Origin of the sequence: Thioalkalivibrio sp. ALE22, from assembly GCF_000381445.1 — a bacterium.
Lineage (GTDB): Bacteria > Pseudomonadota > Gammaproteobacteria > Ectothiorhodospirales > Ectothiorhodospiraceae > Thioalkalivibrio.
The window spans coordinates 200055-220331 of the sequence record NZ_KB906499.1 but is presented as its reverse complement, the minus strand read 5'-3'; the positions used below and the strand labels follow the sequence as shown (position 1 = coordinate 220331).

General features: G+C 66.6%; 17 protein-coding genes. 3 read left to right on the top strand and 14 right to left on the bottom strand.

What is annotated here, in order from left to right:
- Positions 1-28: 28 nt before the first annotated feature.
- The gene (locus F793_RS0101110; protein ID WP_038037007.1) at positions 29-1642 is read left to right on the top strand and encodes an amino acid adenylation domain-containing protein; all 1614 of its coding nucleotides are present in this window, start codon (positions 29-31) and stop codon (positions 1640-1642) included.
- A 34-nt stretch (positions 1643-1676) separates the two neighbouring features.
- Here the strand turns inward: F793_RS0101110 and F793_RS0101105 are convergent, their stop codons facing one another.
- The 5 genes from F793_RS0101105 to F793_RS0101085 form a co-directional block, all read right to left on the bottom strand.
- Positions 1677-2501 (bottom strand): GNAT family N-acetyltransferase, encoded by an 825-nt coding sequence (locus F793_RS0101105; protein ID WP_018881906.1) that lies wholly within the window; start codon positions 2499-2501, stop codon positions 1677-1679.
- A 105-nt stretch (positions 2502-2606) separates the two neighbouring features.
- Complete coding sequence (locus F793_RS0101100) at positions 2607-3575, bottom strand: glycosyltransferase (RefSeq protein WP_018881907.1); 969 nt, start codon at positions 3573-3575, stop codon at positions 2607-2609.
- On the bottom strand, positions 3572-4453 hold the full coding sequence (locus F793_RS0101095; protein ID WP_018881908.1) for a hydrolase 1, exosortase A system-associated: 882 nt from the start codon (positions 4451-4453) through the stop codon (positions 3572-3574). Before F793_RS0101095 ends, F793_RS0101100 begins: the two co-directional genes overlap by 4 nt.
- Entirely contained in the window at positions 4450-5253 is an 804-nt protein-coding gene (locus F793_RS0101090; protein WP_018876687.1) for a hydrolase 2, exosortase A system-associated, read from the bottom strand. The genes F793_RS0101095 and F793_RS0101090 overlap by 4 nt, the downstream gene beginning before the upstream one ends.
- 7 nt (positions 5254-5260) lie before the next feature.
- On the bottom strand, positions 5261-5509 hold the full coding sequence (locus tag F793_RS0101085) for a phosphopantetheine-binding protein (RefSeq protein WP_017941958.1): 249 nt from the start codon (positions 5507-5509) through the stop codon (positions 5261-5263).
- Positions 5510-5777: 268 nt separating this feature from the next.
- Here F793_RS0101085 and F793_RS0101080 point away from each other — a divergent pair, with 268 nt between their 5' ends.
- Positions 5778-7601 (top strand): asparagine synthetase B, encoded by a 1824-nt coding sequence (locus tag F793_RS0101080; RefSeq protein ID WP_018881909.1) that lies wholly within the window; start codon positions 5778-5780, stop codon positions 7599-7601.
- 799 nt (positions 7602-8400) lie between these two features.
- Here F793_RS0101080 and F793_RS0101075 read toward each other — a convergent pair.
- Positions 8401-8667, bottom strand: a complete 267-nt coding sequence (locus F793_RS0101075) for a type II toxin-antitoxin system RelE/ParE family toxin (RefSeq protein ID WP_018880435.1) — start codon at positions 8665-8667, stop codon at positions 8401-8403.
- Positions 8651-8896, bottom strand: coding sequence for a DUF6290 family protein (locus F793_RS0101070; RefSeq protein WP_018881910.1), 246 nt, complete (start codon positions 8894-8896; stop codon positions 8651-8653). Before F793_RS0101070 ends, F793_RS0101075 begins: the two co-directional genes overlap by 17 nt.
- A 590-nt stretch (positions 8897-9486) precedes the next feature.
- On the opposite strand from F793_RS0101070, the gene F793_RS0101065 reads away from it, so the two are divergent.
- On the top strand, positions 9487-9804 hold the full coding sequence (locus F793_RS0101065) for a HigA family addiction module antitoxin (RefSeq protein ID WP_018876692.1): 318 nt from the start codon (positions 9487-9489) through the stop codon (positions 9802-9804).
- Positions 9805-10314: 510 nt separating this feature from the next.
- Here the strand turns inward: F793_RS0101065 and F793_RS0101055 are convergent.
- The 7 genes from F793_RS0101055 to F793_RS0101025 all read right to left on the bottom strand — a co-directional run bounded on the left by F793_RS0101055 (position 10315) and on the right by F793_RS0101025 (position 20231).
- Complete coding sequence (locus tag F793_RS0101055) at positions 10315-11679, bottom strand: phenylacetate--CoA ligase family protein (protein WP_018881911.1); 1365 nt, start codon at positions 11677-11679, stop codon at positions 10315-10317.
- Between the two features lie 2 nt (positions 11680-11681).
- Complete coding sequence (locus F793_RS0101050; protein ID WP_018881912.1) at positions 11682-12941, bottom strand: glycosyltransferase; 1260 nt, start codon at positions 12939-12941, stop codon at positions 11682-11684.
- Positions 12931-14148 (bottom strand): TIGR04063 family PEP-CTERM/XrtA system glycosyltransferase, encoded by a 1218-nt coding sequence (locus F793_RS0101045; RefSeq protein ID WP_026280832.1) that lies wholly within the window; start codon positions 14146-14148, stop codon positions 12931-12933. The genes F793_RS0101050 and F793_RS0101045 overlap by 11 nt, the downstream gene beginning before the upstream one ends.
- A 13-nt stretch (positions 14149-14161) precedes the next feature.
- Positions 14162-16057 (bottom strand): XrtA/PEP-CTERM system amidotransferase, encoded by a 1896-nt coding sequence (locus tag F793_RS0101040; RefSeq protein WP_018881914.1) that lies wholly within the window; start codon positions 16055-16057, stop codon positions 14162-14164.
- Positions 16058-16259: 202 nt separating this feature from the next.
- The gene (locus tag F793_RS0101035; RefSeq protein WP_018881915.1) at positions 16260-17384 is read right to left on the bottom strand and encodes a TIGR03088 family PEP-CTERM/XrtA system glycosyltransferase; all 1125 of its coding nucleotides are present in this window, start codon (positions 17382-17384) and stop codon (positions 16260-16262) included.
- A gap of 47 nt (positions 17385-17431) precedes the next feature.
- Entirely contained in the window at positions 17432-18991 is a 1560-nt protein-coding gene (gene xrtA, locus F793_RS0101030) for an exosortase A (protein ID WP_018881916.1), read from the bottom strand.
- Positions 18981-20231, bottom strand: a complete 1251-nt coding sequence (locus F793_RS0101025; protein WP_018881917.1) for a TIGR03087 family PEP-CTERM/XrtA system glycosyltransferase — start codon at positions 20229-20231, stop codon at positions 18981-18983. Before F793_RS0101025 ends, xrtA begins: the two co-directional genes overlap by 11 nt.
- Positions 20232-20277: the final 46 nt, after the last annotated feature.

Sequence of the window (20277 nt, the reverse complement as noted above, 5' to 3'; positions counted from 1 at the left end):
ATTTTCGAGCAAAGCGGGGGTCGCAACAGTGCCAAACGCCAGGCTAACGAACGGATTGCTGAGCGGCTTCCTGCGCTCGGTAGAACAATTCCCGGAGCGCCCGGCCCTGGATGTGGAGGGTCAGGTACTCAGCTACGGGGAGTTGTTCGAGACTGCTGCCGCAACCGCCCACGCGCTGCAGCAGTCCGTCGATTGCGATGGCACGCCCTGCCGTATCGGCGTGCTGGCCCAGCGCTCGCTGGCGATGTACCAGGGGCTTCTGGGTACGCTGCTGGCCGGACATACTCTCGTGCCGCTGAATCCGGGCTTCCCGACGGAGCGCACACTGGCGATGGCCGAACAGGCGGATCTGTCGGCGCTGTTGGTGGATGATCAGGGGTTGGAGCGGCTCGATGACCTGTTGAGCGCATTCTCCCGCCCGCTCGTGATCCTGTTGCCCGATGCCGAGCGGCTGGACGAGCTCCAGGCGGGCTGGCCCGGGCACGGCTTTCGGGTAGCCGGAGGCGCCCCTCTACCGACAGACTGGGTACCGTCAGCTGTATCACCCGATGACCTGGCCTGTCTCTTCTTCACCTCGGGCAGCACGGGCATACCCAAGGGCGTGGGCGTACTACAGCGCAATGCGGCGCGGTTTGTGGAGATGTCGCTGGAGCGGTACCGGGAGTTCGGCATTGACGAGACCGACCGCTTCTCGCAGTTCTACGACATCACCTTCGACTCGTCGATGTTCGATCTGTACGTCTCGTGGGCCTTTGGCGCCTGCCTGTGCTGCCCGTCCGCGAAGGAGTGGTTCAATCCCAACCGCTACATCGCGGACAAGGCGCTTACGGTGATCGACATCACCCCCTCGGCCGGGCACGGGATGAACCGTCGCAACGGCTGGGCGCCGGGGCGTTTTCCGGACCTGCGCTTGTGCCGCTTTGGCGGCGAGGCCCTGTCGGCGGAACTGGCCGAGGCAATGGCCGTTGCCGCGCCCAACGCCTGGATCGACAACGCCTACGGCCCTACCGAATGCACGGTGGATGCCTGCTTTTACCGCTGGGACCCGGCGCAGTCACCGGCGGAATGCGAACACGGCATGGTCCCGATCGGCTATCCGGGCAACCAGGTGGAGCTGCGGGTGGCGGACGAGGCCCTGCAGGAGGTACCCGTCGGGGCCGAGGGCGAATTACTGATCAGCGGCCCACAGGTGACCCCTGGCTACTGGAAGGATCCTGAGCGCACGGCGCAGGCCTTCGTGCACCTGGATGACGGTCGCGTCCACTACCGGACCGGCGACCTGGTGCGCCGCCCGGGCCCGGGCGAGCCGATCATTTTCCTCGGGCGCCTGGACCATCAGATCAAGATCGGCGGGGTACGCATCGAGCTCGGCGAGGTGGAGGCGGCGCTGCGCGAGGCCGCCGGCACGGACCAGGCGGTGGCCGTTGGATGGCCACGAACGGAAAGCGGCGCCTCCGGGATCGTGGCCTTCGTGGTCGCGGAACGAGTCGACGAGGCAGCCCTGCGCGACCGGCTCCGCCAGCGCCTGCCCGCCGTGATGGTCCCGCGAACCATTCACTCGCTCGAGAATCTGCCGCTCAATGCGAATGGCAAGGTCGACCGCAAGGCGCTGATCGCGCGCCTTGCGTCTGCAGACGCGTAACGCACGCTCCATTGCGCAGGGCGAGCGACTCCAGCTACGCGGCCTTAACCACCCCCGGCACCGCCAGGTAGCTGTGCCGTTCATGCACGACCCGGAAACCTTTACGTAGGTGGTTCCGGTAAGAGGGATCGGGCTTGGCCTCGGTTCCGATCGCCGTATCCGAAACGACCCAGCTGCATCCGTGTTGGGCCGCATCCTGGATCCGGGCAGAGACGATGGCTCCGTGGAGTCCGAGACCTCGATATTCCGGCTGAGTTGCCGCCCAACCGGTCCACGCAAGCCCTTCGCCAAGATAAAGCAGCCCGGTTGCCACAACCTTCCCCGCATCGAGCACCAGCCACTGGCGCCATCTCGGAGCATGCGGGAGCGCCGCCAGAAGTGCCGTTACCTCCTCTGGAACGGAGAAGGTTTGCGCGGCCAACGCGGCGCCCGCATCGTTATCTTCTGGCTGCCAGGGGCGAATCTCAAGGTCGGTTGTGACCTCGGGAATATCGTGGGTGGAGCGCACCAGAACCGCCGAAGGCGCACCACGGCGAATCCTGCGATCCCGCAACCATTGGGGGATGAGCTCGGGGCAGGCATGGGGGCTGAGCTCCACTGCCCAGGGAAGCTCATGCGGCGCGTACAGGGCCGCGAGCTCGTCAATATAGTCTTCGCTTGCCGGCTCCGAGACACCCAGAGCCAGCACCCGGTTAAAAACCAGGATCTTCTTCAGCCCCGGCGCAACGAGCGCGAGGCCCGAGCGACTACGAACGGCCCGAAAACCCGGAATGCCTGCGGTTTCGGCCACCCTCATCATGCTCTCGTAGGCTTCGGCCTCGATCAGTTCGGCCTGTTCGGGAGTGGGATCCGCACTCATGGGACACCTCCTTGCATCGGCGACGGTTCGCCGGAGAAAACGTTCTTCGATCGAGTGAAATCTCTCAATCGCCCCCGACGATTCAGAGCACGGCCATCCAGTCATTCAGTGGGCCTTGCGACCGACACTTTTCCAGGCGCTCAGGGCAAGATACGCCCAGGCAGAAGCGGACCAGGGATACCGGAGCGCCGACTGACGAAAAGACCGCAGCGCCAGTCTCGGGTCCCCCTCCCAGTAGTGGTGATAGCCGAAACTGAAGCATGTCTGCGCAAGTCGCCGACGGATTGCACCGAGCGATGTCTTCTCTCCGCGCGGACCAAGCCGCCCCCAACGACGCAGCGCCTTGCGGACCACCTCGTATTCATAGTTCGTGTCGGGATACTTGGTAATACAGCCTTCGCCATGCAGGCGGTACAGGGCGGTCACGAGGTTCAACTGGTGGATTTCGGTCAGTCTCGAAGCCCGCAGCCAGTAATCGTAGTCCTGACCCCTCTTGAGTTCGGGGTCGAACTGTCCAACGCGTTCGACCAGATCGCGCCGCATCATCACCGTAATGGTATGGGGGAGCGAACCGAAGAGCAGACGGTTGTACAACCAGCCGGATCCGCGCTCCACAAGCGATTTCCCATCGGGGTTCTTCGGGTGCACGCCCTCGGCTGAATCGGGTTTCAGAAACGTCCCGGATGGATCGGGCTTCCAGTTATGCCAGGCCGTGAAGGTCATCCCGATCTGGGGATGCTGGTCCATGTAGCCCACCTGCGCCGCGAGCTTTCCCGGCAACCAGACATCGTCGGAATCGATGAACGCGATGTAGTCGCCGGAGGCGGCGGCGATGCCCGCATTGCGGGCCACGGCCGCGCCCTGGTTCTGCTGGGTCAGCAGCGTCAGGCGGTCGCCATATGCACGCAGGATCTCGATTGTCCCGTCGGTCGAGCCGTCGTCCACCACGATCAACTCGACGCTGGGATAATCCTGGTCCAGAACACTGTCGACGGACTCGGCAATGTATGCGGCCGTGTTGTAGGCCGGCATGATGACCGACACCAGCGGCTTCTCGAGGTCCCGCGTTGTCATGGTTCTGTGCCTGTCACCGGAAGGCCGCGTACCCAGTCATCGGTCCAGTTCGCCACCTGATCGCGCCACTCGCGTCGGGAGAAGGTGTGGTTCGCGTCGGGCAGCTCCTGCAGGGTCACCCGCGACTCCTGTAGCAACCCATTCCAGACGGGCGCGTTGGTCGCCACATCGCGAAACTCGGCGGCGGTCAGGTCGTCGCCACTCAGGATCACGAGGATCGGCCCCTGAAAGCGTTTCCAGCCCGCGGCCATCCGCTCCGGCAGGGGGCCATGGTCCGTGTCGGGACCCGTGTCGTGCGCACTCGAACCGGTAGCCCGCGGACGCAGGGCGGCCCTGGCCATGCCCGCGAGGGATTTCGCGGAGTTCCATGGGTTCAGTCGCCCACGCAGAGCCCCGGTCCAGAAATCGCGACTGGCCAGACGCTGAAGGTAGTATGTCCTCAAGTAGGCCCGCGCCAGCCCGTCACTGGTTCGCACCCAGGGATTCACCAGGACCAGGCCTGCCACCCGGTCATCCCGCCAGGCATAGAACAGGCCGGCCGAAGCGGCGCCACAAAGCCCCCAAATCACGACCTCGCGCATCTCCGGCGCCTCGGCCGAAAAGGTATCCATCGCCGCCCCCATGTCGTCATGGACCTCCTTGAACGTCCGCTGACGACCGGAAGAGTCCCCCATGCCGCGAAAGTCGAAGCGGAACACGGGTATCCCCTGCGCCGCCAGGTGTCGAGCCAAGAGCAGGAACTGGCGGTGACTGCCCACTCGGTACTGCGGCCCGCCCACGGCAATCAGCACACCACGCCGGGCGCCCTCCGCGCCGGGGTGCAGGATACCCAGCAGTTCCTCCTCCCCCACCCGGAAGACAACGGCGCGCTCGCTCATGCCAGGGCCTCCAGGCGCTGCGTGGTCGCCTCCAGCAATTGCGGCACCTCGATGATGTCCTGGGTGGACCAGAAGGCGTCGCCACCCACGATCGTTGCGGTTACGGCCGCCTCATCTTCGCGCCAGCGCTCGATCAGGCGTTCGGCCGCCGGCGGCAGCGGGGCATCGTCCTGTGCTGCGATGTCGAGCCAGGCGACGGATGCCGCCCGGGGCTGCTCGAGGCGGGCGGTGGCAAGGCGCTCGGCCAGGGCAGGCGCCAGGGTGTAGCCCGCCACCTCCAGCGCTTCGCCATCCCGCAGCCGCGAACGCAGATCACCGGTGGATTCCTTCTGCCCGCCCATCATGCCGGCGGCCATGCGCAGGCGCAGGAACTGGGTCAGGTGTTGTTCGCCATTGGTGACGGGCGCCCAGTAGATCGCGGCGGCGGCCTGTTCGGCACGCGCGGCCAGGAAATCGCCCGCCAGCAGACAGCCGGCGCGCAAGCCCCAGACCAGAAGGGGGGCCGGGCAGCAGGCCTCGAGGTGGTCATTACAGCGGGCGAGGTCATCCAGCCAGAGGTCCCAGTCGGCATCGCCGAAGTCGCCGCCACTGTCGCCGCATCCGTAGAGATCCGGGATCAGCACCGCATACCCGGCCTGCGCCATGCGGCGAGCCTGCAGGTTCACCATGCGGCGGGACTTGTTGAGCTCTTCGGCGAACGGCGGGAAAAACAGCACACGGCCACGGACGGAAGGGCCTTCCGGTCGATGCAGCACATGGAACACCGGTCCGGCCTTGCCCTCCAGGAACCCGGCTTCCATGACCGAGCTAGTCGAGTTTGGCGTCGATGAAATCAGCGAGGGTGCCAACCGTCTCGAAGGTCTCGGCGCTGACGTCGTCGTCATCGATCACAATGTCGAAGTGGCTCTCGATCGCGGTGATCAGCGAGACGACTGCCATGGAGTCCAGTTCGGGGACGCCGCCCAGCAGCGTGGTGTTGCGGTCGAACTGCTGCGCACGTCCATTCAGGCTGAGGGCGCTGTCCAGCAGATTGCGGGTGTGATCGAGGGTCGACATATGAAGGTTCCTGAAGGCGGGTATCCGTGCCCGACCGGAGATGCGGGTTACCTGGCAGGTTACCGTATCTGCACAGGCTGTCCAGATCGTCCCCGACAGGCCGCGGGCCCCGCGTGATCGGCTCGTTAACCTCCTGCACCCGGCCCGCCTTCGAACGCCCGACCCCGGACGTAGAATGGGGACCCATACGGCACGGATCGCCGGGCCCACGCCCGGGTGCGTACATCAACCAGCGTTTCCCTGGACCGACCAGGCAACAGGCGGACGGATGGCGGGACTTTGTGGATGGTTCGCGGTCAATGCCGCATCCCCGGGCGACGCCCTCGAGGCCCAGGGAGCGGCCCTCACGGGGCTCCCCGGGGCACGTGAATCCCGGTGCACGAACCGCCTGGGTGGTTGCCTTGTACGGGGCGGCTGGACCGCGCAGGAAGGGGACGTCATCGCCGCGATCACCGGCCACCCGCAATGGCGCAAACCCGCGCTGGCGGAGTGTGCGCGCGAACGCGACCCCGCGCAGGCTCTGCTGGAGGCCTGGCGGCAACAGGGCAGCGGCCTGTTCGAACAGATAACCGGCGACTTCGCGCTGGTCATCGTGGATGCAGGCCAGGGGCACCTGGTAGCCGGCACCGATCGTCTGGGCCAGACGCCTTTGCACTTTGCACGGCTGAATGGCGGCGTGGCCTTCGGCACCACCGCGGGGAGCGTGATTGCCCATCCAGCGGTCGCCACCGAGGTGACGCGCGAGGGGCTCTACCACTACTGCTTCTTCCACATGCTGCCAGCCCCGGTCAGTCTGTTTGCCGGACTGGAAAAGCTGCCCGCGGCGCACTGCCTGATCCACAACGGCGACCGGGCCGAAGTGAACGCCTACTGGCGCCCCGTCTTCGCGGAGGACGGCAGCGCCGCGCCGGCAGCGCTGGAACAGGAGCTTCGCGAACGGGTACAAATCGCGGTGGACCGGCGCGCGGACTCGCCGCGAACCGGCGCCTTCCTGAGCGGCGGCCTGGACAGCTCCACGGTCACCGGCATGCTCGCCGGCATCCAGCCCGGGGCGGACAGCTTCAGCATCGGCTTCAACGCGCCCGGCTACGACGAGATGGAGTATGCGCGCATCGCCGCGCAGCACTTCGGCACCCAGGCACACGAGTACTACGTGACGCCGGAAGACGTCGTCGAGGCCGTGCCCCGGATCGCCGCCAGCTACGACGAGCCCTTCGGCAACTCCTCCGCGCTGCCGGCCTACTTCTGCGCCCGCATGGCAAAGGACGCCGGCGTCACCCGGTTGCTCGCCGGCGACGGTGGTGACGAACTGTTCGCCGGGAATGCGCGGTACGCCAAGCAAGGGGTGTTCGAACACTGGGGCCGGATCCCCGCGCCGCTGCGCCACCACCTGCTGGACCCGCTGTTCACCCGCCTTCCGCGCGGCCTGCCCTTGGCCGGCAAGGCCCGCAGCTACGTGGAACAGGCACGCATCCCGCTGCCGGACCGCCTGCAGACCTACAACTACCTGCATCGCCTGGCGCCGGAGACGATGTTCGAGCCGGAGTTTCTCGCAGCGGTGGACACCGAGGGCCCCTGGGAGCTGATGCGGCGGATCTACTCTGAGCCAGATTCGGCATCATCCCTCAACCGCATGATGTACCTGGACTGGCAGCAGACCCTGGCCGACAACGACCTGCGCAAGGTCGCGGAGATGTGCCAGCTGGCCGGGGTAGACGTCGCCTTTCCGATGCTGGACGACGACCTGGTGGAGTTCTCCTGTCGCGTGCCGTCGGACCTCAAGCTGAAGAACGGTCGCCTGCGCCACTTTTACAAGGAGGCGTTCACCGGCTTTCTGCCCGACGCCATCATCGACAAGAAGAAGCACGGCTTCGGCCTGCCGTTCGGCGTCTGGATGCAGGAGCACGCCCCATTACAGGAACTGGCCTACGACAGCCTGTTACGCCTGAAAGGCCGCGATTTCCTGCGCGACGACTTCATCGACGAACTGATCCGTCTGCACCGCGAAGGCCACGCGGCCTATTACGGCGACTTCGTCTGGATCCTGATGATGCTGGACCTCTGGCTGGAGTCGCACCCCGCCGCCCGCTAGCCGCCTGCGCTCGCTATTTGTTCACCACGAAGCGCACGAAGGCACGAAGAAGGGCAAGGTCAAGGACGGTTACACCACGGAGGACACGGAGGACACAGAGGGCACGGAGAAGGGCTGGATTAGGGTTGGTAGGTCTGGTGATCACGTCCTGTCTGACACTGTCCGGCACCGGGGTGTCGCAGGCATGCTGTAAAGACAGCACAAGAATTTCTTCGTGCCTTCGTGTGCTTCATGGTGAATTCAATCCCTTCAGGTCAAGGGCGGGTCACAGGAAGACGGGAAGAAGGGAAGAAGGGAAGGCTCAGGCTGAAATGACTCGGCGTCGACTGCCTGGAACTCACCCGTCTGCACCGGTTTCCATCTCCCCTCATCTGGGCCGCAGCACACAACCATTGTCATCCCGGCAGCAGCAAAGCGAAGAGCCGGGAGCTTCCACATAGAAGCTGCCCCAGGCGCCCGACCAAGCCCCGACGTCGGAGATCCCGGATAACCGCTGCGCGGTTTCCGGGATGACATCTGGGCGGCGGAGTTCGGACTCAAGTCCTTGTGGGCTTCGGTGGTCGCCTGCATCCGCCGCGCTGGGGATACCCCGATCACCCGGCATGCCTCGGCACCACCTTCACGAATCTTCCCTCACTTCCTGTGAACAAGCCCTCCTTCGTGCCTTCGTGTCCTTCGTGGTGAACCCGGTCTTTTCCCTCTGCGCACTCCGTGCACTCTGTGGTGAAACAACCTCTTCAGGGCACCTGATTAGCAATGAGAGCCAGCCAGTCGCAGGAACCAGACGGGTTGTCTGCCATTAATCGTAAACCTCTTTCCGGTGTCCAATCCGCACAACCAGTACCACCAATGACTCGTCACGCAGCTCGCAGATCACACGGTAGCCCCCAACCCGATAACGCCATAGCTGGGTAAACCGCCCCTTGAGCGGTTTCCCGAGCTCTCGCGGATCATCCAGATGGGCTACACGCTCCTCCAGATACTGGCGTATGCGCTGGCGGGCCTTCCGGTCGAGTTTCTGCACCGCCTTCCGGGTCGAATGAGCGTACTCAATCCTCCAGGTCACGCCAGAACTCCTGGGAGCTGATTACCTCTTCCTCGCCGCTCCGGATACGTTCCAGCGTTTGCTCGGCCAGGTAGATGTCCTCCAGGTCTTCCAGGTGCTCCTCGATGGCTTCTCGAATGTAGTATGTGGTCGTGCGGCCCGTCTTTTCGGCCAGAGCTTTCAGGCGCCCATACGTCTCTTTCGGGAGCCGGACAGCCGTTTGACGGGTATCTCCTGTACGTATGGTCATAATGGAATATCCAGTGGTATGCGCGCATACCATAGTACATCACAGCCCGTTTTTATCAAAAACGGGCGCGCGGACGTGCGATTAAATCAGCGTCTGCCTGGATGTGTTCACCACGAAGCGCACGAAGGCACGAAGAAGGGCAAGGTCAAGGGCGGTTACACCACGGAGGACACAGAGGGCACGGAGAAGGGCTGGATTAAGGTGGGTAGGTCTGGTGATCGCGTCCTGTATGGCACTGTCCGGCACCGGGGTGTCGCAGCGTGCTGTAAGGTCATCACAAGAATTTCTTCGTGCCTTCGTGCGCTTCGTGGTGAATTCAATCCCTGCAGGCCAAGGTCGGGTCGCAGGAAGACGGGAAGTGCGGGAAGGCTTTGGACGGCAAAAAACTTTCATGCTTGCCGCAGCGCACCACCATCGTCATCCCGGCCGCAGCGCAGCGGAGAGCCGGGATCTCCGGACCATGGCACCCACGCTACGCCCTCTTCCGGTTTTGGCATAGCATGAAAAACGAGCAGTATCGGGTCTGCTTTGCCTGGACAGACGCCGGGCCCGACCAGGTCGAAATCACGGATTACCACTGAGGCAGAATCATGGTCCGCATCCCTACCTACCGGCAGCCGACTCACCCCGGTGAGATGCTGGCGAAAGAGTTCCTGGAGCCGATGCAGATCTCCCAGCGCCAACTGGCGGATGCGCTCCATGTTCCGTATCAGCGCATCAACGAGCTGGTGAACCAGAAGCGCGGCATTACCCCAAGCACGGCGCTGCGTCTGGCACGCTTTTTCGGCATGTCGCCCGATTTCTGGCTGAATCTTCAGGTGCGGTGGGATTTATTCAAGGCCCAGCAATCGGAACAGACGGAACTGGAACAAATCCGCGAATTCAGCTCATGGAAACAGACTGCCTGAGCCGGGTTCGCCGCAAGGACGGGTAACAGGAAGACGGGAAGAGCGGGAAGGCTTTGGACGGAAAGAAGCTGTCATGCTTGCCGCAGCGCACCACCATCGTCATCCCGGCCGCAGCGCAGCGGAGAGCCGGGACCTCCAGGCCCTGGCACCCACGCTGCGCAACCCCCAACGAGATCCCGGATAACCGCTGCGCGGTTTCCGGGATGACGGCACCGGGTACGCAGTAGCGGGCAGGATGCCTTTAGCGCAACAAAACGCATCGCGGCCTCGACCACGTCCACGCACAAGACACCGGCTTCGCAGCTCACCTGCATACGTCGCGCGGGTGGTTACCCCGCTCACCCGGCATACCCCGGTACCACTCTCACAAATCTTCCCTTCTTCCCTCGCTTCCTGTGAACGAGCCCTTCTTCGTGCCTTCGTGCGCTTCGTGGTGAACCCAATCTTTCCCCTCCGTGTGCTCCATGCCCTCTGTGGTGCAAAAAATCCACGTCGGCACGGGGAACGACATCACCCGGATCGATCGGGGGCGGGAACGCGGCAGACGACGTGGCGGTGCTTGCCGTTGGGCTCCGGGGGGATGACATCCACGACGTGGACCTCCACATGGATCGCCTGGCCCAGTGCGTCGACAATCGCGTGGCGCAGTCGCTCCTCCACCTCGGTCGGCAATGGAGCGGCCAGGTTCAGCAGAACCTCGACGCGATTCCGGTCGTGCTGGATGACCTTGTAAGCGCGCAGGCCCGGCAACTCGCGCATCAGGTAGTTGAAGCGGCTGCCGTGCACCCAGGCGCCATCCACCGCGATCAGACCGTCATTGGCGCGGCCCTCGATGTTGCGCAGCAGCGGCAGGCCGCGTCCGCAGGAGCAGGGTCGCGGGTCCAGCGCCCCCCGATCCCCCGTGCGATAACGGATGAACGGGAACTCCGGCCCCGTCAGGTTGGTGACGACGATGTTGCCGGACTCGCCGGGTGACACCGGCCGGTCCTCGTCGTCCAGGATCTCGACGATCAGGGCCTCGGCCGTGATGTGCATCCCACCCGCCGGACACTCACGGGCGATGAACCCCGCGTCGCGCGCACCGTATTCGTTGGCCACCCCGCAGCCCAGCACATCGCCGATCACCTCGCGCCACTCCGGCCGCAGGACCTCCGAGGTGGTGAAGGCGACGCGGATCCCGAGGTCGTCCAGTCGCTGCCCGCGCTCGCGCGCGCGCCAGGCGACGCGGGACAACGCCGACGGATAGCCGAACAACATGCGCGGGCGCCGCAGCCGGATCTGCTCAATGATCCGGTCGAGCCGATCCGGATTCAGGTCACGGGCTGGCACCAGATGCGAACGGAACAGGCGATCGCGCCAGGCCCGTACGCGATTCTGGGCCTCGTTCTCGACCGCGGACCCCCAGAGCACGAGTTCGCGATCACCCACATCCACACCCCACCAGCGCGTCGCTCGCCAGCGAGCGGCAATGTCCATCCCGATACGATCGGCGCCCAGCCAGAAGCTCAGTGGCTCGCCGGATGATCCGCTGGTGTGGTGCTCTTCCAGGTTCCCCGCGCCTTCCGCGCGCCAGGCCACGCCCTGTTCGCGGATCAGCACCTTGTCGACGACCGGGAGGCGCTGGAGATCATCGATGCCAGAGAAATCGGCTGGCGCCCCTCCCTGCTGCGCCCACCACTCCCGATAGAATGGCACCTGCCGTGCAACCTGCTCCACGAGGTGCCGCAGCCGCTGGTCCTGCAGGTGCCGCAGGCCCTCAGCTGTCCACCACTGGCTTGCCTCCAGGGCCCGCAGGTGGCGCACGGTTGGGTGGCCCTTGAGCCGTTCCTGCAGCGGGAACAGCCCCCGCGCGACGCATTGCGTGTAGAGCCCCATGTTCAGCCGGAGCGCGCGGCCCCGGGGGCCGCAGCACGATCTGGGGCCACGATCTGCTCGAAGGCTGCGACCAGTTGCGGGATGCGCGTCTCCCAGGCGTTCTCCCGCGCATGCGCCAGGATGGCCTTGCGATCCCAGTCGCGTTCAAGGGCCTCCTTGAGAGCGCCACGCAGCGCGTCATGGTCACCGTACGGGACCACGATGCCGACCTGATCGGAATTCACCACCTCGGCGTTGCCACCGACACGAGTGGTCACGATCGGCAGGCCACAGGCGGAGGCCTCCAGGAAGACGTTGGCCCAGCCCTCGAACCGGGTGGCCAGGACAAACACATCGCCCGCCGAATAGACGAAGCGCAGATCGTCGGGCGCCACCTGCCCCAGGAACCACACCCGCGCCTCCAGACCCAGCGTCCGCACCTGCTCACGCAACTCCGCCTCGTTGTTGCCCTCGGGCGTCGCCCCGCCCGCAATCACCAGATGCAGGTCGGGCTGCGTGTGCAGCAATTCGGGCAGCGTCGCGATCACCCGGTGAAAACCCTTGCGCTCGGTCAGCCCGCCCACCGACACCAGGAAACGGCCTTCCTGCGGCAGACCCAGACGCTGCCGGGCCGCGGCCCGGTCCTCGGGGCGGAAACGCGCCAGGTCCGCGCCGTTGCCGACCACCTGGACATGTCCGGGCGCCTGCCCCCAGGCAATCGCATCCTGGCGTAGCGAGTCCGCCACCGAGAACACGCGGGCGGCCGCGCTCAGCGCCCGGTTGATCTGGCGCCGATGCAGGGCGCTACCCGCAAAGCGCGTCAGGCTCCCACGCAGGGTGATGGTGTAGGGGCAGCGCAGCCAGCGCGCCAGCCAGCGGGCGGCCACGCCGTCGGGATACACAAAGTGCGCGTCGATTACGTCGAATCCGAAGTCACGCCGCAACCGCCGCATCAACCGGAAACTGCCCAGCGCCAGGAAGAGCCCGTCGGTCCACTTGAGCACGCCGGGGAAACAAAAAAACCGGGGGTGGTAGACCGCAATGCCGTCCTGCTCCTCGTAGCGCGGCAGCGGGGGGCGCGAATGCGGCCTGAGACGCCCGAGCAATCCCTGGAACGGAAACCACGGGGCCGGTGCCACGACGACCAGATCCAGGTGTCCGGCCACCCGCCGCATGCGTTCGCGCACGAACAGGCCGAGGTTCGGCTGCGCGGCGTTCGGATAGACACGGGTGAAGACCACGAGCCGTGGACGTCGGCCCGGATGACGCCGATCACCGGGCATGGGCGGGCTCCACGACACCCCGCAGACGTTCGTAAATCGCCTGGTAGCGGGCCACACTCCTCGCCCAGGTGCGTTCCCGCTCGACAAAGCGGCGCCCCGCGGCGCGCACCGCATCCCATTCGGGCTCGCGGGCCAGGGTGTCCAGTACGGTGTTCGCCAGTGCCTCGGAATCGTCGGCCGGAAACAGCCAGCCGGTCTCGCCGTGCCGGATCAGTTCCTGGTGGCCGCCCACGTCCGAGGCCACCAGCAGTCGCCCCTGGGCCATCGCCTCCAGCGGCTTGAGCGGGGTGACCAGTTCGGTCAGCCGCATCGAGTGCCGGGGGTACACGAGCAGGTCGACCAGGTCGTAGTAGCGCTGTACCTGGTCATGCGGCACACGGCCCGCAAAAACAACCTGGTCTGCGATGCCCAGGCGTCGGGCCTGCTCCTGCAGGCGTTCCGCCTGCGGGCCGCCACCCACCAGCAGGATGCGCACATCGGGCGCCTGCTCGCGGATGCGCGGATACGCTTCCAGCAGCAGGTCCAGCCCCTCGTAGGCATAGAACGAGCCGATAAAACCGAGCACGCGGGCGTCTCCCAGCCCCAGTTGCGCCTTCAGCTCGGCATCCGGCGCCCCGCCCAGGCGGAAGGCCTCGGCATCCACGGCATTGGGGATCACGGTGACCCGGTCCGGAGGGATGCCCCGGGCGACGATGTCCTGGCGCAGGCCTTCGCAGATGGTGGTCACATGGTCCACCCGGCGAAACACGTGTGTCTCGAAGCCGCGCGTCAGGCGGTAACGCAGCCCGTGTTCGCGGCTGGTCCCGTGATCCACCGCGGCGTCCTCCCAGAAGGCCCGGACCTCGTAAACCACGGGGATGCCGAGACGCCGCCCTACCCGCAAGGCCGGCAGCGCGTTGAGCACCGGGGAATGCGCATGCAGGACATCCGGCCGCACCTCCCGGGCTACGGTCTCGAGGCGTCGGGTCAGGGCACGCATTAGGCCCCACTCACCCAGCCCCGGCAGGGTCCGCGGGCGATAACGCGTGCGGTAGAAGTGCAGGCCGTCGACATCCTCCTCGTCCGCATCCACCGCCCCCTGCTTGGGGCTGGTCAGATGAAACGTCTCCCAGCCCAGCCGGTGCTGCTCGCGCAGGATGGCGGCGGTGCGGAAGGTATACCCGCTGTGCAGCGGGATAGAGTGATCAAGGACGTGCAGGATTTTCATCATCACCCCCGCATCAGGCCGCCGAGCGCGCCAGAAAGCCCTCGAACATCAGCAGCGACCACAGTGCCGGGCTGTGATCGCGGGCGCCGCTGACGTGCTGGTTCACGAGGGTCTTGAGGAAGTCCATGTCGAAGATGCCGGAGTCGGCGATGCGCGGGCCGAGGACCTGGGCCTGCATGCGCTCGCGCAACGGGCCGCGGAACCATTCCGCAACCGGCACGGAGAACCCCTTCTTGCGGCGGTAAAGGATCTCCTCCGGCAGGTAGGGCTCCATGGCCTTCTTGAACACGAACTTGCCCTCGGGGCCGCGCAGCTTGAGTTCCGGCGGCAGCCCCGAGATCCACTCGACCAGCTGGTGGTCGAGGATGGGGACCCGGACCTCCAGCGCATGCGCCATGCTCGCGCGGTCGACCTTGGTCAGGATGTCGCCCGGCAGGTAGGTCTTCATGTCCAGGTACTGCACCAGGGACAGCGGGTGTTCGGTGGGCGCGCGTTCCGCGTGCCGGCACAGGACTTCCAGCGCGCCGTAGCCCTGCAGCGAGCGCCGGAATGCCGGCGAAAACAAGTGCGCGCGCAGATCATCGCGCAGGATGGAGACGCCCTGGAAATAGCCTTCGACCGAATTCCTGGCCAGCGCCTGAAAGGTGGCCTTGGCGCGCAGCGGGCGCGGGGCCCAGTCTGCCTTGGGATAGACATTTGCGAGCGTGCCGAACAGCGGGCGCCGCAGCCCCAGCGGCAACGGTGCGCGCAGACGCTCCTCGGCGAGATGGTGGCGATAGCGCCGGTAGCCCGCCAGGTTCTCGTCGCCGCCATCCCCCGACAGGGCCACCACCACCTGCCGGCGCGCCTGTTGGCAGACGCGGTAGGTAGGCAGCGCGGAGCTGTCGGCAAACGGTTCGTCGTACAGCCCGCTCAGCCGATCCAGCAGCGCGAAGTCGTCGGGATCGACCTCCTGCGTGTGGTGATCGGTGTGGTAGCGCTCGGCCACCAGGCGCGCGTAGCGAGACTCGTCGTAGGCCGGGTCGGCAAAGCCGATGGAACTGGTGCGCACCGGATCGTCGGACAGCCCCGCCATCATCGCAACCACCGCGCTGGAGTCGACCCCGCCGGAGAGAAACGCGCCCAGCGGGACGTCTGCCACCATGCGGATGTCCACCGCCTCGCGCAGGCGGGCGGTGAGTTCCTCGGCGGCCGTGTCCAGGTGCGTGACGCCGTTGTCCGCGAACGGCACGTCCCAGTATTCGCGCGGTTCGCTCAGGTTGCCCTGCCCGCGATGCACGGTCAGCGTGTGGCCGGGTGGCAGCTTGTGCACGCCGCGGAAGATGCTGCGCGGCTCCGGCACGTAACCGAAGGCGAAGTAGTCCTCCACCGCATGCGGATCCATGCGCCGGGGCAGCCCCGGATGCGCCATCAGCGCCTTGAGCTCCGAACCGAAGATCAGGTGCCCGTCGGCCAGCGCGCTGTAATAAAGGGGCTTGATCCCGAGACGATCGCGGGCCAGGAACAGGGTATCCCGGTTGCGGTCCCAGACGGCGAAGGCAAACATGCCGCGGAAGCGCTGCACACAGGCCTCGCCCCACTCCTCCCAGGCATGCACGATCACCTCGGTATCGCAGTGGGAGCGAAAGCGATGGCCCGCCTGCTGCAGCTCGGCGGTCAACTCGGGGAAGTTGTAGATCTCGCCGTTGTAGGTCACGACGACGGTCTCGTCCTCGTTGAACAGCGGCTGCTGCCCGCTGGCCAGGTCGATGATCGACAGGCGCCGATGCGCCAGCCCCACACCCGGCTCCAGATGCACACCGCCCTCGTCCGGGCCCCGGTGAAACTGGGTCTCGTTCATCGCCTCCAGCAGGGACCGATTGACCGGCCGCCGGTCGCGCAGATCGAAGATGCCGGTAATACCGCACATGTAGGGATCCTGATTGCTTCCTTGCCTGGGCGTCGGTCGAATTCGGGCGATCCACGGCCAGGTCGACACTGGGCGATGCCGCCGGGCGGACACCGGTTCGGGCCGGGCCCTCGCACCATCACGGAAAATCCAGAATAAACGACAACCCCGCCACCGAGCGCCCGCGATTCGCGCCGCGGGGCGGCTGGCGTTAGCGCCACAACTAACGCCGGGCCAGTACCCGGTCGTATACCGCCATGTAGCCCGTGACCATCGCCTCCATGCTGAACGCCGCCTCGGCCCGGGCGCGGGCGGCCTGCCCCTCGCGCGCGGTCCGCGCGGGATCGGCGGGATAGACCATCAGCGCGCGGGCCATCGTGTCGGGGTCCCCAGCCGGCACCAGTGCCCCGGTCACCCCGGGCTGCACCAGATCGGGGTTGCCCCCGACATCCGTCGCGACCACCGGAAGGCCCGTCGCCATCGCCTCGAGGATGGTGTTGCAGATCCCCTCGGCCAGTGACGGCAACACGAACAGGTCCAGCGCCCGCAGGCAGTCGGCGACGTCTTCCCGAGCGCCGGGAAGCCAGGCCTGGTGCGCGACCCCGGCCTGCTCCAGGAACTGAACGACCTCGGCGCGCAAAGGCCCATCCCCGATCATCACCAGGCGCAGGCGCGGAAAGGCCTCGGGCAGGAGCTCGCGCAGCGCGACAAAGGCCCGCGCCAGATCCAGCGGCGCCTTGACCGCCTGCATGCGCATGACCGAACCGATCACGAACGTGCCGGGGTCCCGGAATCCCTGCGGCAACGGGGACACAAAGCCCTCGTGTAACGGCGCGAAGCGGCCGGTATCCACACCATTGAAGATGTGCGACAGGCGCGCCGCCGGCACCGCGATGGCCTCCCGCAGATAGCCTGTCTGGTGCTGCGACAGGGCGATGTAATGCCCCACCAGCGGCCGCACCAGACGGCGCAGGCGGCGGTTGCGATCACGCGTGCCGTCGAGGTCCCCGACATCCCAGCCGTGCTCGCCGTGCACCCGCGCCCGCACCCCGGCGAGCGCGGCGGTCACCTGCGCCTCCAGCGTGCCGAAGTTGCGGGTATGCACGATGTCCGGTTGCAGGCGGCGCAGCAGCCGCCACAGGCGGAGGTGCACCCGCGGATCCTTGCCTTCGCGCTTGTGCAGGGCGTGCAGGCTGACATCATCCCGCTGGAGGCGTCGGCGAAAGTCGGTGTAGTCCGTCATGCAGATGATCGCGTGGCGGAAGCGATCGGCCGGCATGTGATTGATCAGGTTGACCAGCCCGTTCTCCATCCCGCCGATATCCAGGCGATGGATGATGTGCGCCACACAGGGGCGCTGATCACCCTCCCGGGCCACGGGTACGGAGGCGCCCGTCACTGCCGCGCGACGTGGTCGAGCTGTTCGAGCAGCTCGGGCAGGGCATCCGCGGCGTAGGTCCGCAATGCCGCCTCCGCCGCATCGGTGCCGTTGTCGAACTCAAGCGGCGCATACAGCACCACCAGCGCGGCATCGTCCCGGCCACCAAGCAACCGATTCAGCGCCTCCCGCGCCTTGACCTCATGCGGCCGGGTAGTCAGGCGGCCATCCACCCAGTACCAGCGCCACACCAGGAACCGCTGCCCGGGGCCGTTCAGCAGGAAGCGTTCCGGGTTGGGGTATCCCTCCAGCATGGCCCGGCCGCGACGCGACTGCGACCATTCCAGCGCCCGATCGCGCCCGGCCAGGGTATTGCTCCAGCCCACCATGTTCCCGTGCCGGTACTGCTCGCGGTAGAACAGCACATGCATACCCACCGGCTCGCCGCCGTCGGCGGCCGTCACCAGGCCGCCGCGACCGTCGCGGGCGCCACGATACCCCGGCTCCCAGGCGGCATCCTGTTCCTCCAGGACCTGCCAGCCTACTGGTGCCAGCGGGCCCGTACCCAGGCCCGCCACGGGGCCGAGATCACGCTGGTTCATCCACTCGGCATACAGCGGCGCCGCACTGGCCAGGACGACCGTCAGCACCGCGGCGGCAACGAACGAACCCGCCTGCGCGGAGCGCCCGGGTTGCGCGGGAGGCACCGTCGGGGTCGGCAACGGCTCCATGTCCTCGCGCCACAACGCACCGATCGCGAACATCAGCGCGATGACCACGCCGAAGAAGATCCAGCCATAGATCAGGTGATCCACCCCGGCCGCATGCTCCATGTCGCTCAGGTGGCCGATCATCACGATCATGTAGGCGCGCAGGCCGTTGGCAACGATCGGGACCACGATCGACACGCCGACAAACACGATCCGCCGCCAGGGACTGCGGTACATGAGATAGGCATACAGCGTGCCCAGCGCGACCGACGCGATCAGGTAGCGCACGCCACTGCAGGCCTCGATCACCGACCAGCGGCCGGTGGGCAGATCGAAATACAGCCCGTCGCGATAGACCGGGATCCCGGTCAGCTGCACGGCGGTCACCGTGAAATCCGCGGTCAGATCCATCATCGGCGGCACCAGGAACTCGCCGAACGGGACCGCGAACAGCAGATACGCCAGGGGGAACTGCAGGCGCCAGGTGATCGCGTTGCCCAGCACCAGCCAGAACAGCGCGGGAATCATCAGCACGGCCGCGAACTGGCGCACCGACACCACATCCACCAACTCCCCCGCCACCCAGACGAGGGACAGCCCCACCAGGGGCAACAACGCCCACCAGGATGGGCGCGGCTCCAGCGCAAGCACCTCCTGACGCTTGAGAAACAGCAGGAACAGGACGATGGGGACGATCAGGAACCCGTGCGCAAAGGTGTCCGAGCGGTTCCAGATCGTAACGATGGAGGCGAACGTCGGGTAGAACATCCACCCCAGCACGACCAGGCCCAGCACCAGGACCGGCGCGGCAAACCACCAGGAGGAACCGCGGGCGCGTGTTCGGGAATTCAGCGCGTCAGCGACCATGTGCGGCCTCCTCGATCGACACCGTACCCGACACGCGGCCCGGGCGACGCCGCAGGATCTCGCCCAGGTGCGCGAGATTGCGCGCCCAGTCGTAGTCCGCCAGCACCCGGGCGCGGGCCGCCTGCCCCAGCGCCGGGTCCGGGGCGCGCAGGTACCCGGAGACGGCCTCCAGGAACGCGCGCGGCTCGGCGTCCGCCGCGACGACCTCGTGCCCGGGGGTCGCGGTCAGCCCCTCCAGGGCCTGCGGGCTGGCCACGACCGGACGCCCCAGCGCCATCGCCTCCAGGACCTTGTTCTGCACGCCACGCGCGATGCGCAGCGGCGCGACCGCGAGCGTGGCGTGCGCGATCCAGGGACGCACGTCGTCCACGAAGCCGGTCACCGTCACGCCGGGCCGGGCCGCCAGGGCCGCCACCTCCGGCGCCGGCCGGCTGCCGACGATGCAGAACTCCACACCCGGGTGTTCCGCACGCAAGCCGGGCAGGACTTGATCGGCGAACCACACCACCGCATCGACGTTGGGCCAGTAATCCATCGCGCCCGAAAATACGATGGTGCGGGCGCCGTCGGCATAGGGGTTGGAACCCGCCACCGCCTCGGGCGCAAAGAAGGCGGCATCAACGCCATTGTTCAGCGCATGCACCCGGTCCGCCGCCTCCGGGGCGCGCTGGCGGAAGCTGTCTGCTTCGGCCGGCGACACGAACAGACTGGCATCGCTGGCCTGCGCGACCCGGCGCTCGTAGTCCAGCAGCCGACGGCCCTCGCGCCGATACACCGCGCTCATGGGCCAGCGCCGCGTCGGTGCGTACTGCGTCCACTTGTCGGAATCGACGTCCACGAAGTCGACCACCCGGGTTCGCCCGCCCCCTTCCGGCAGGTACTGGGCCATCGCCGAGGAAAAGGCCACGGCACAGGCGACCGGCTGGCGGATCAGCGTGGTCCTAACCCAACGTGCCAGTTCGCGGTCGCGATACCAGGGCACGGTCAGCGGCTCGCCGCTCAGGAAGCCGGTCAGCGCGCGCAACTGGGCCCGCCGGCGCGGCAGCGGACGGGCACAGACCGTCGTGCAGATACGCTTGAGCTCGGGCAGATACGCCGCATCCGCCGGGTCATCGATGAACGTACCCAGGTGCACACGATAGTGCTGCGCCAGATAGCGCAGGATGTGGTGCGAACGAATCTTGTCGCCCTTGTTCGGCGGCCACGGAATCCGATGCACCAGATAAAGAAGATCATCCATAGGGCGTATTCACCACGAAGGTCACGAAGGCACGAAGAAGGGCCTT

Excerpts from the sequence above, each read along its gene's own strand:
- F793_RS0101105 (WP_018881906.1), bottom strand. The coding sequence starts at position 2,501 with ATGAGTGCGGATCCCACTCCCGAACAGGCCGAACTGATCGAGGCCGAA.
- F793_RS0101100 (WP_018881907.1), bottom strand. The coding sequence starts at position 3,575 with ATGACAACGCGGGACCTCGAGAAGCCGCTGGTGTCGGTCATCATGCCG.
- F793_RS0101095 (WP_018881908.1), bottom strand. The coding sequence starts at position 4,453 with ATGAGCGAGCGCGCCGTTGTCTTCCGGGTGGGGGAGGAGGAACTGCTG.
- F793_RS0101090 (WP_018876687.1), bottom strand. The coding sequence starts at position 5,253 with ATGGAAGCCGGGTTCCTGGAGGGCAAGGCCGGACCGGTGTTCCATGTG.
- F793_RS0101085 (WP_017941958.1), bottom strand. The coding sequence starts at position 5,509 with ATGTCGACCCTCGATCACACCCGCAATCTGCTGGACAGCGCCCTCAGC.
- F793_RS0101080 (WP_018881909.1), top strand. The coding sequence starts at position 5,778 with ATGGCGGGACTTTGTGGATGGTTCGCGGTCAATGCCGCATCCCCGGGC.
- F793_RS0101070 (WP_018881910.1), bottom strand. The coding sequence starts at position 8,896 with ATGACCATACGTACAGGAGATACCCGTCAAACGGCTGTCCGGCTCCCG.
- F793_RS0101065 (WP_018876692.1), top strand. The coding sequence starts at position 9,487 with ATGGTCCGCATCCCTACCTACCGGCAGCCGACTCACCCCGGTGAGATG.
- F793_RS0101055 (WP_018881911.1), bottom strand. The coding sequence starts at position 11,679 with ATGGGGCTCTACACGCAATGCGTCGCGCGGGGGCTGTTCCCGCTGCAG.
- F793_RS0101050 (WP_018881912.1), bottom strand. The coding sequence starts at position 12,941 with ATGCCCGGTGATCGGCGTCATCCGGGCCGACGTCCACGGCTCGTGGTC.
- F793_RS0101045 (WP_026280832.1), bottom strand. The coding sequence starts at position 14,148 with ATGAAAATCCTGCACGTCCTTGATCACTCTATCCCGCTGCACAGCGGG.
- F793_RS0101040 (WP_018881914.1), bottom strand. The coding sequence starts at position 16,057 with ATGTGCGGTATTACCGGCATCTTCGATCTGCGCGACCGGCGGCCGGTC.
- xrtA (WP_018881916.1), bottom strand. The coding sequence starts at position 18,991 with ATGGTCGCTGACGCGCTGAATTCCCGAACACGCGCCCGCGGTTCCTCC.
- F793_RS0101025 (WP_018881917.1), bottom strand. The coding sequence starts at position 20,231 with ATGGATGATCTTCTTTATCTGGTGCATCGGATTCCGTGGCCGCCGAAC.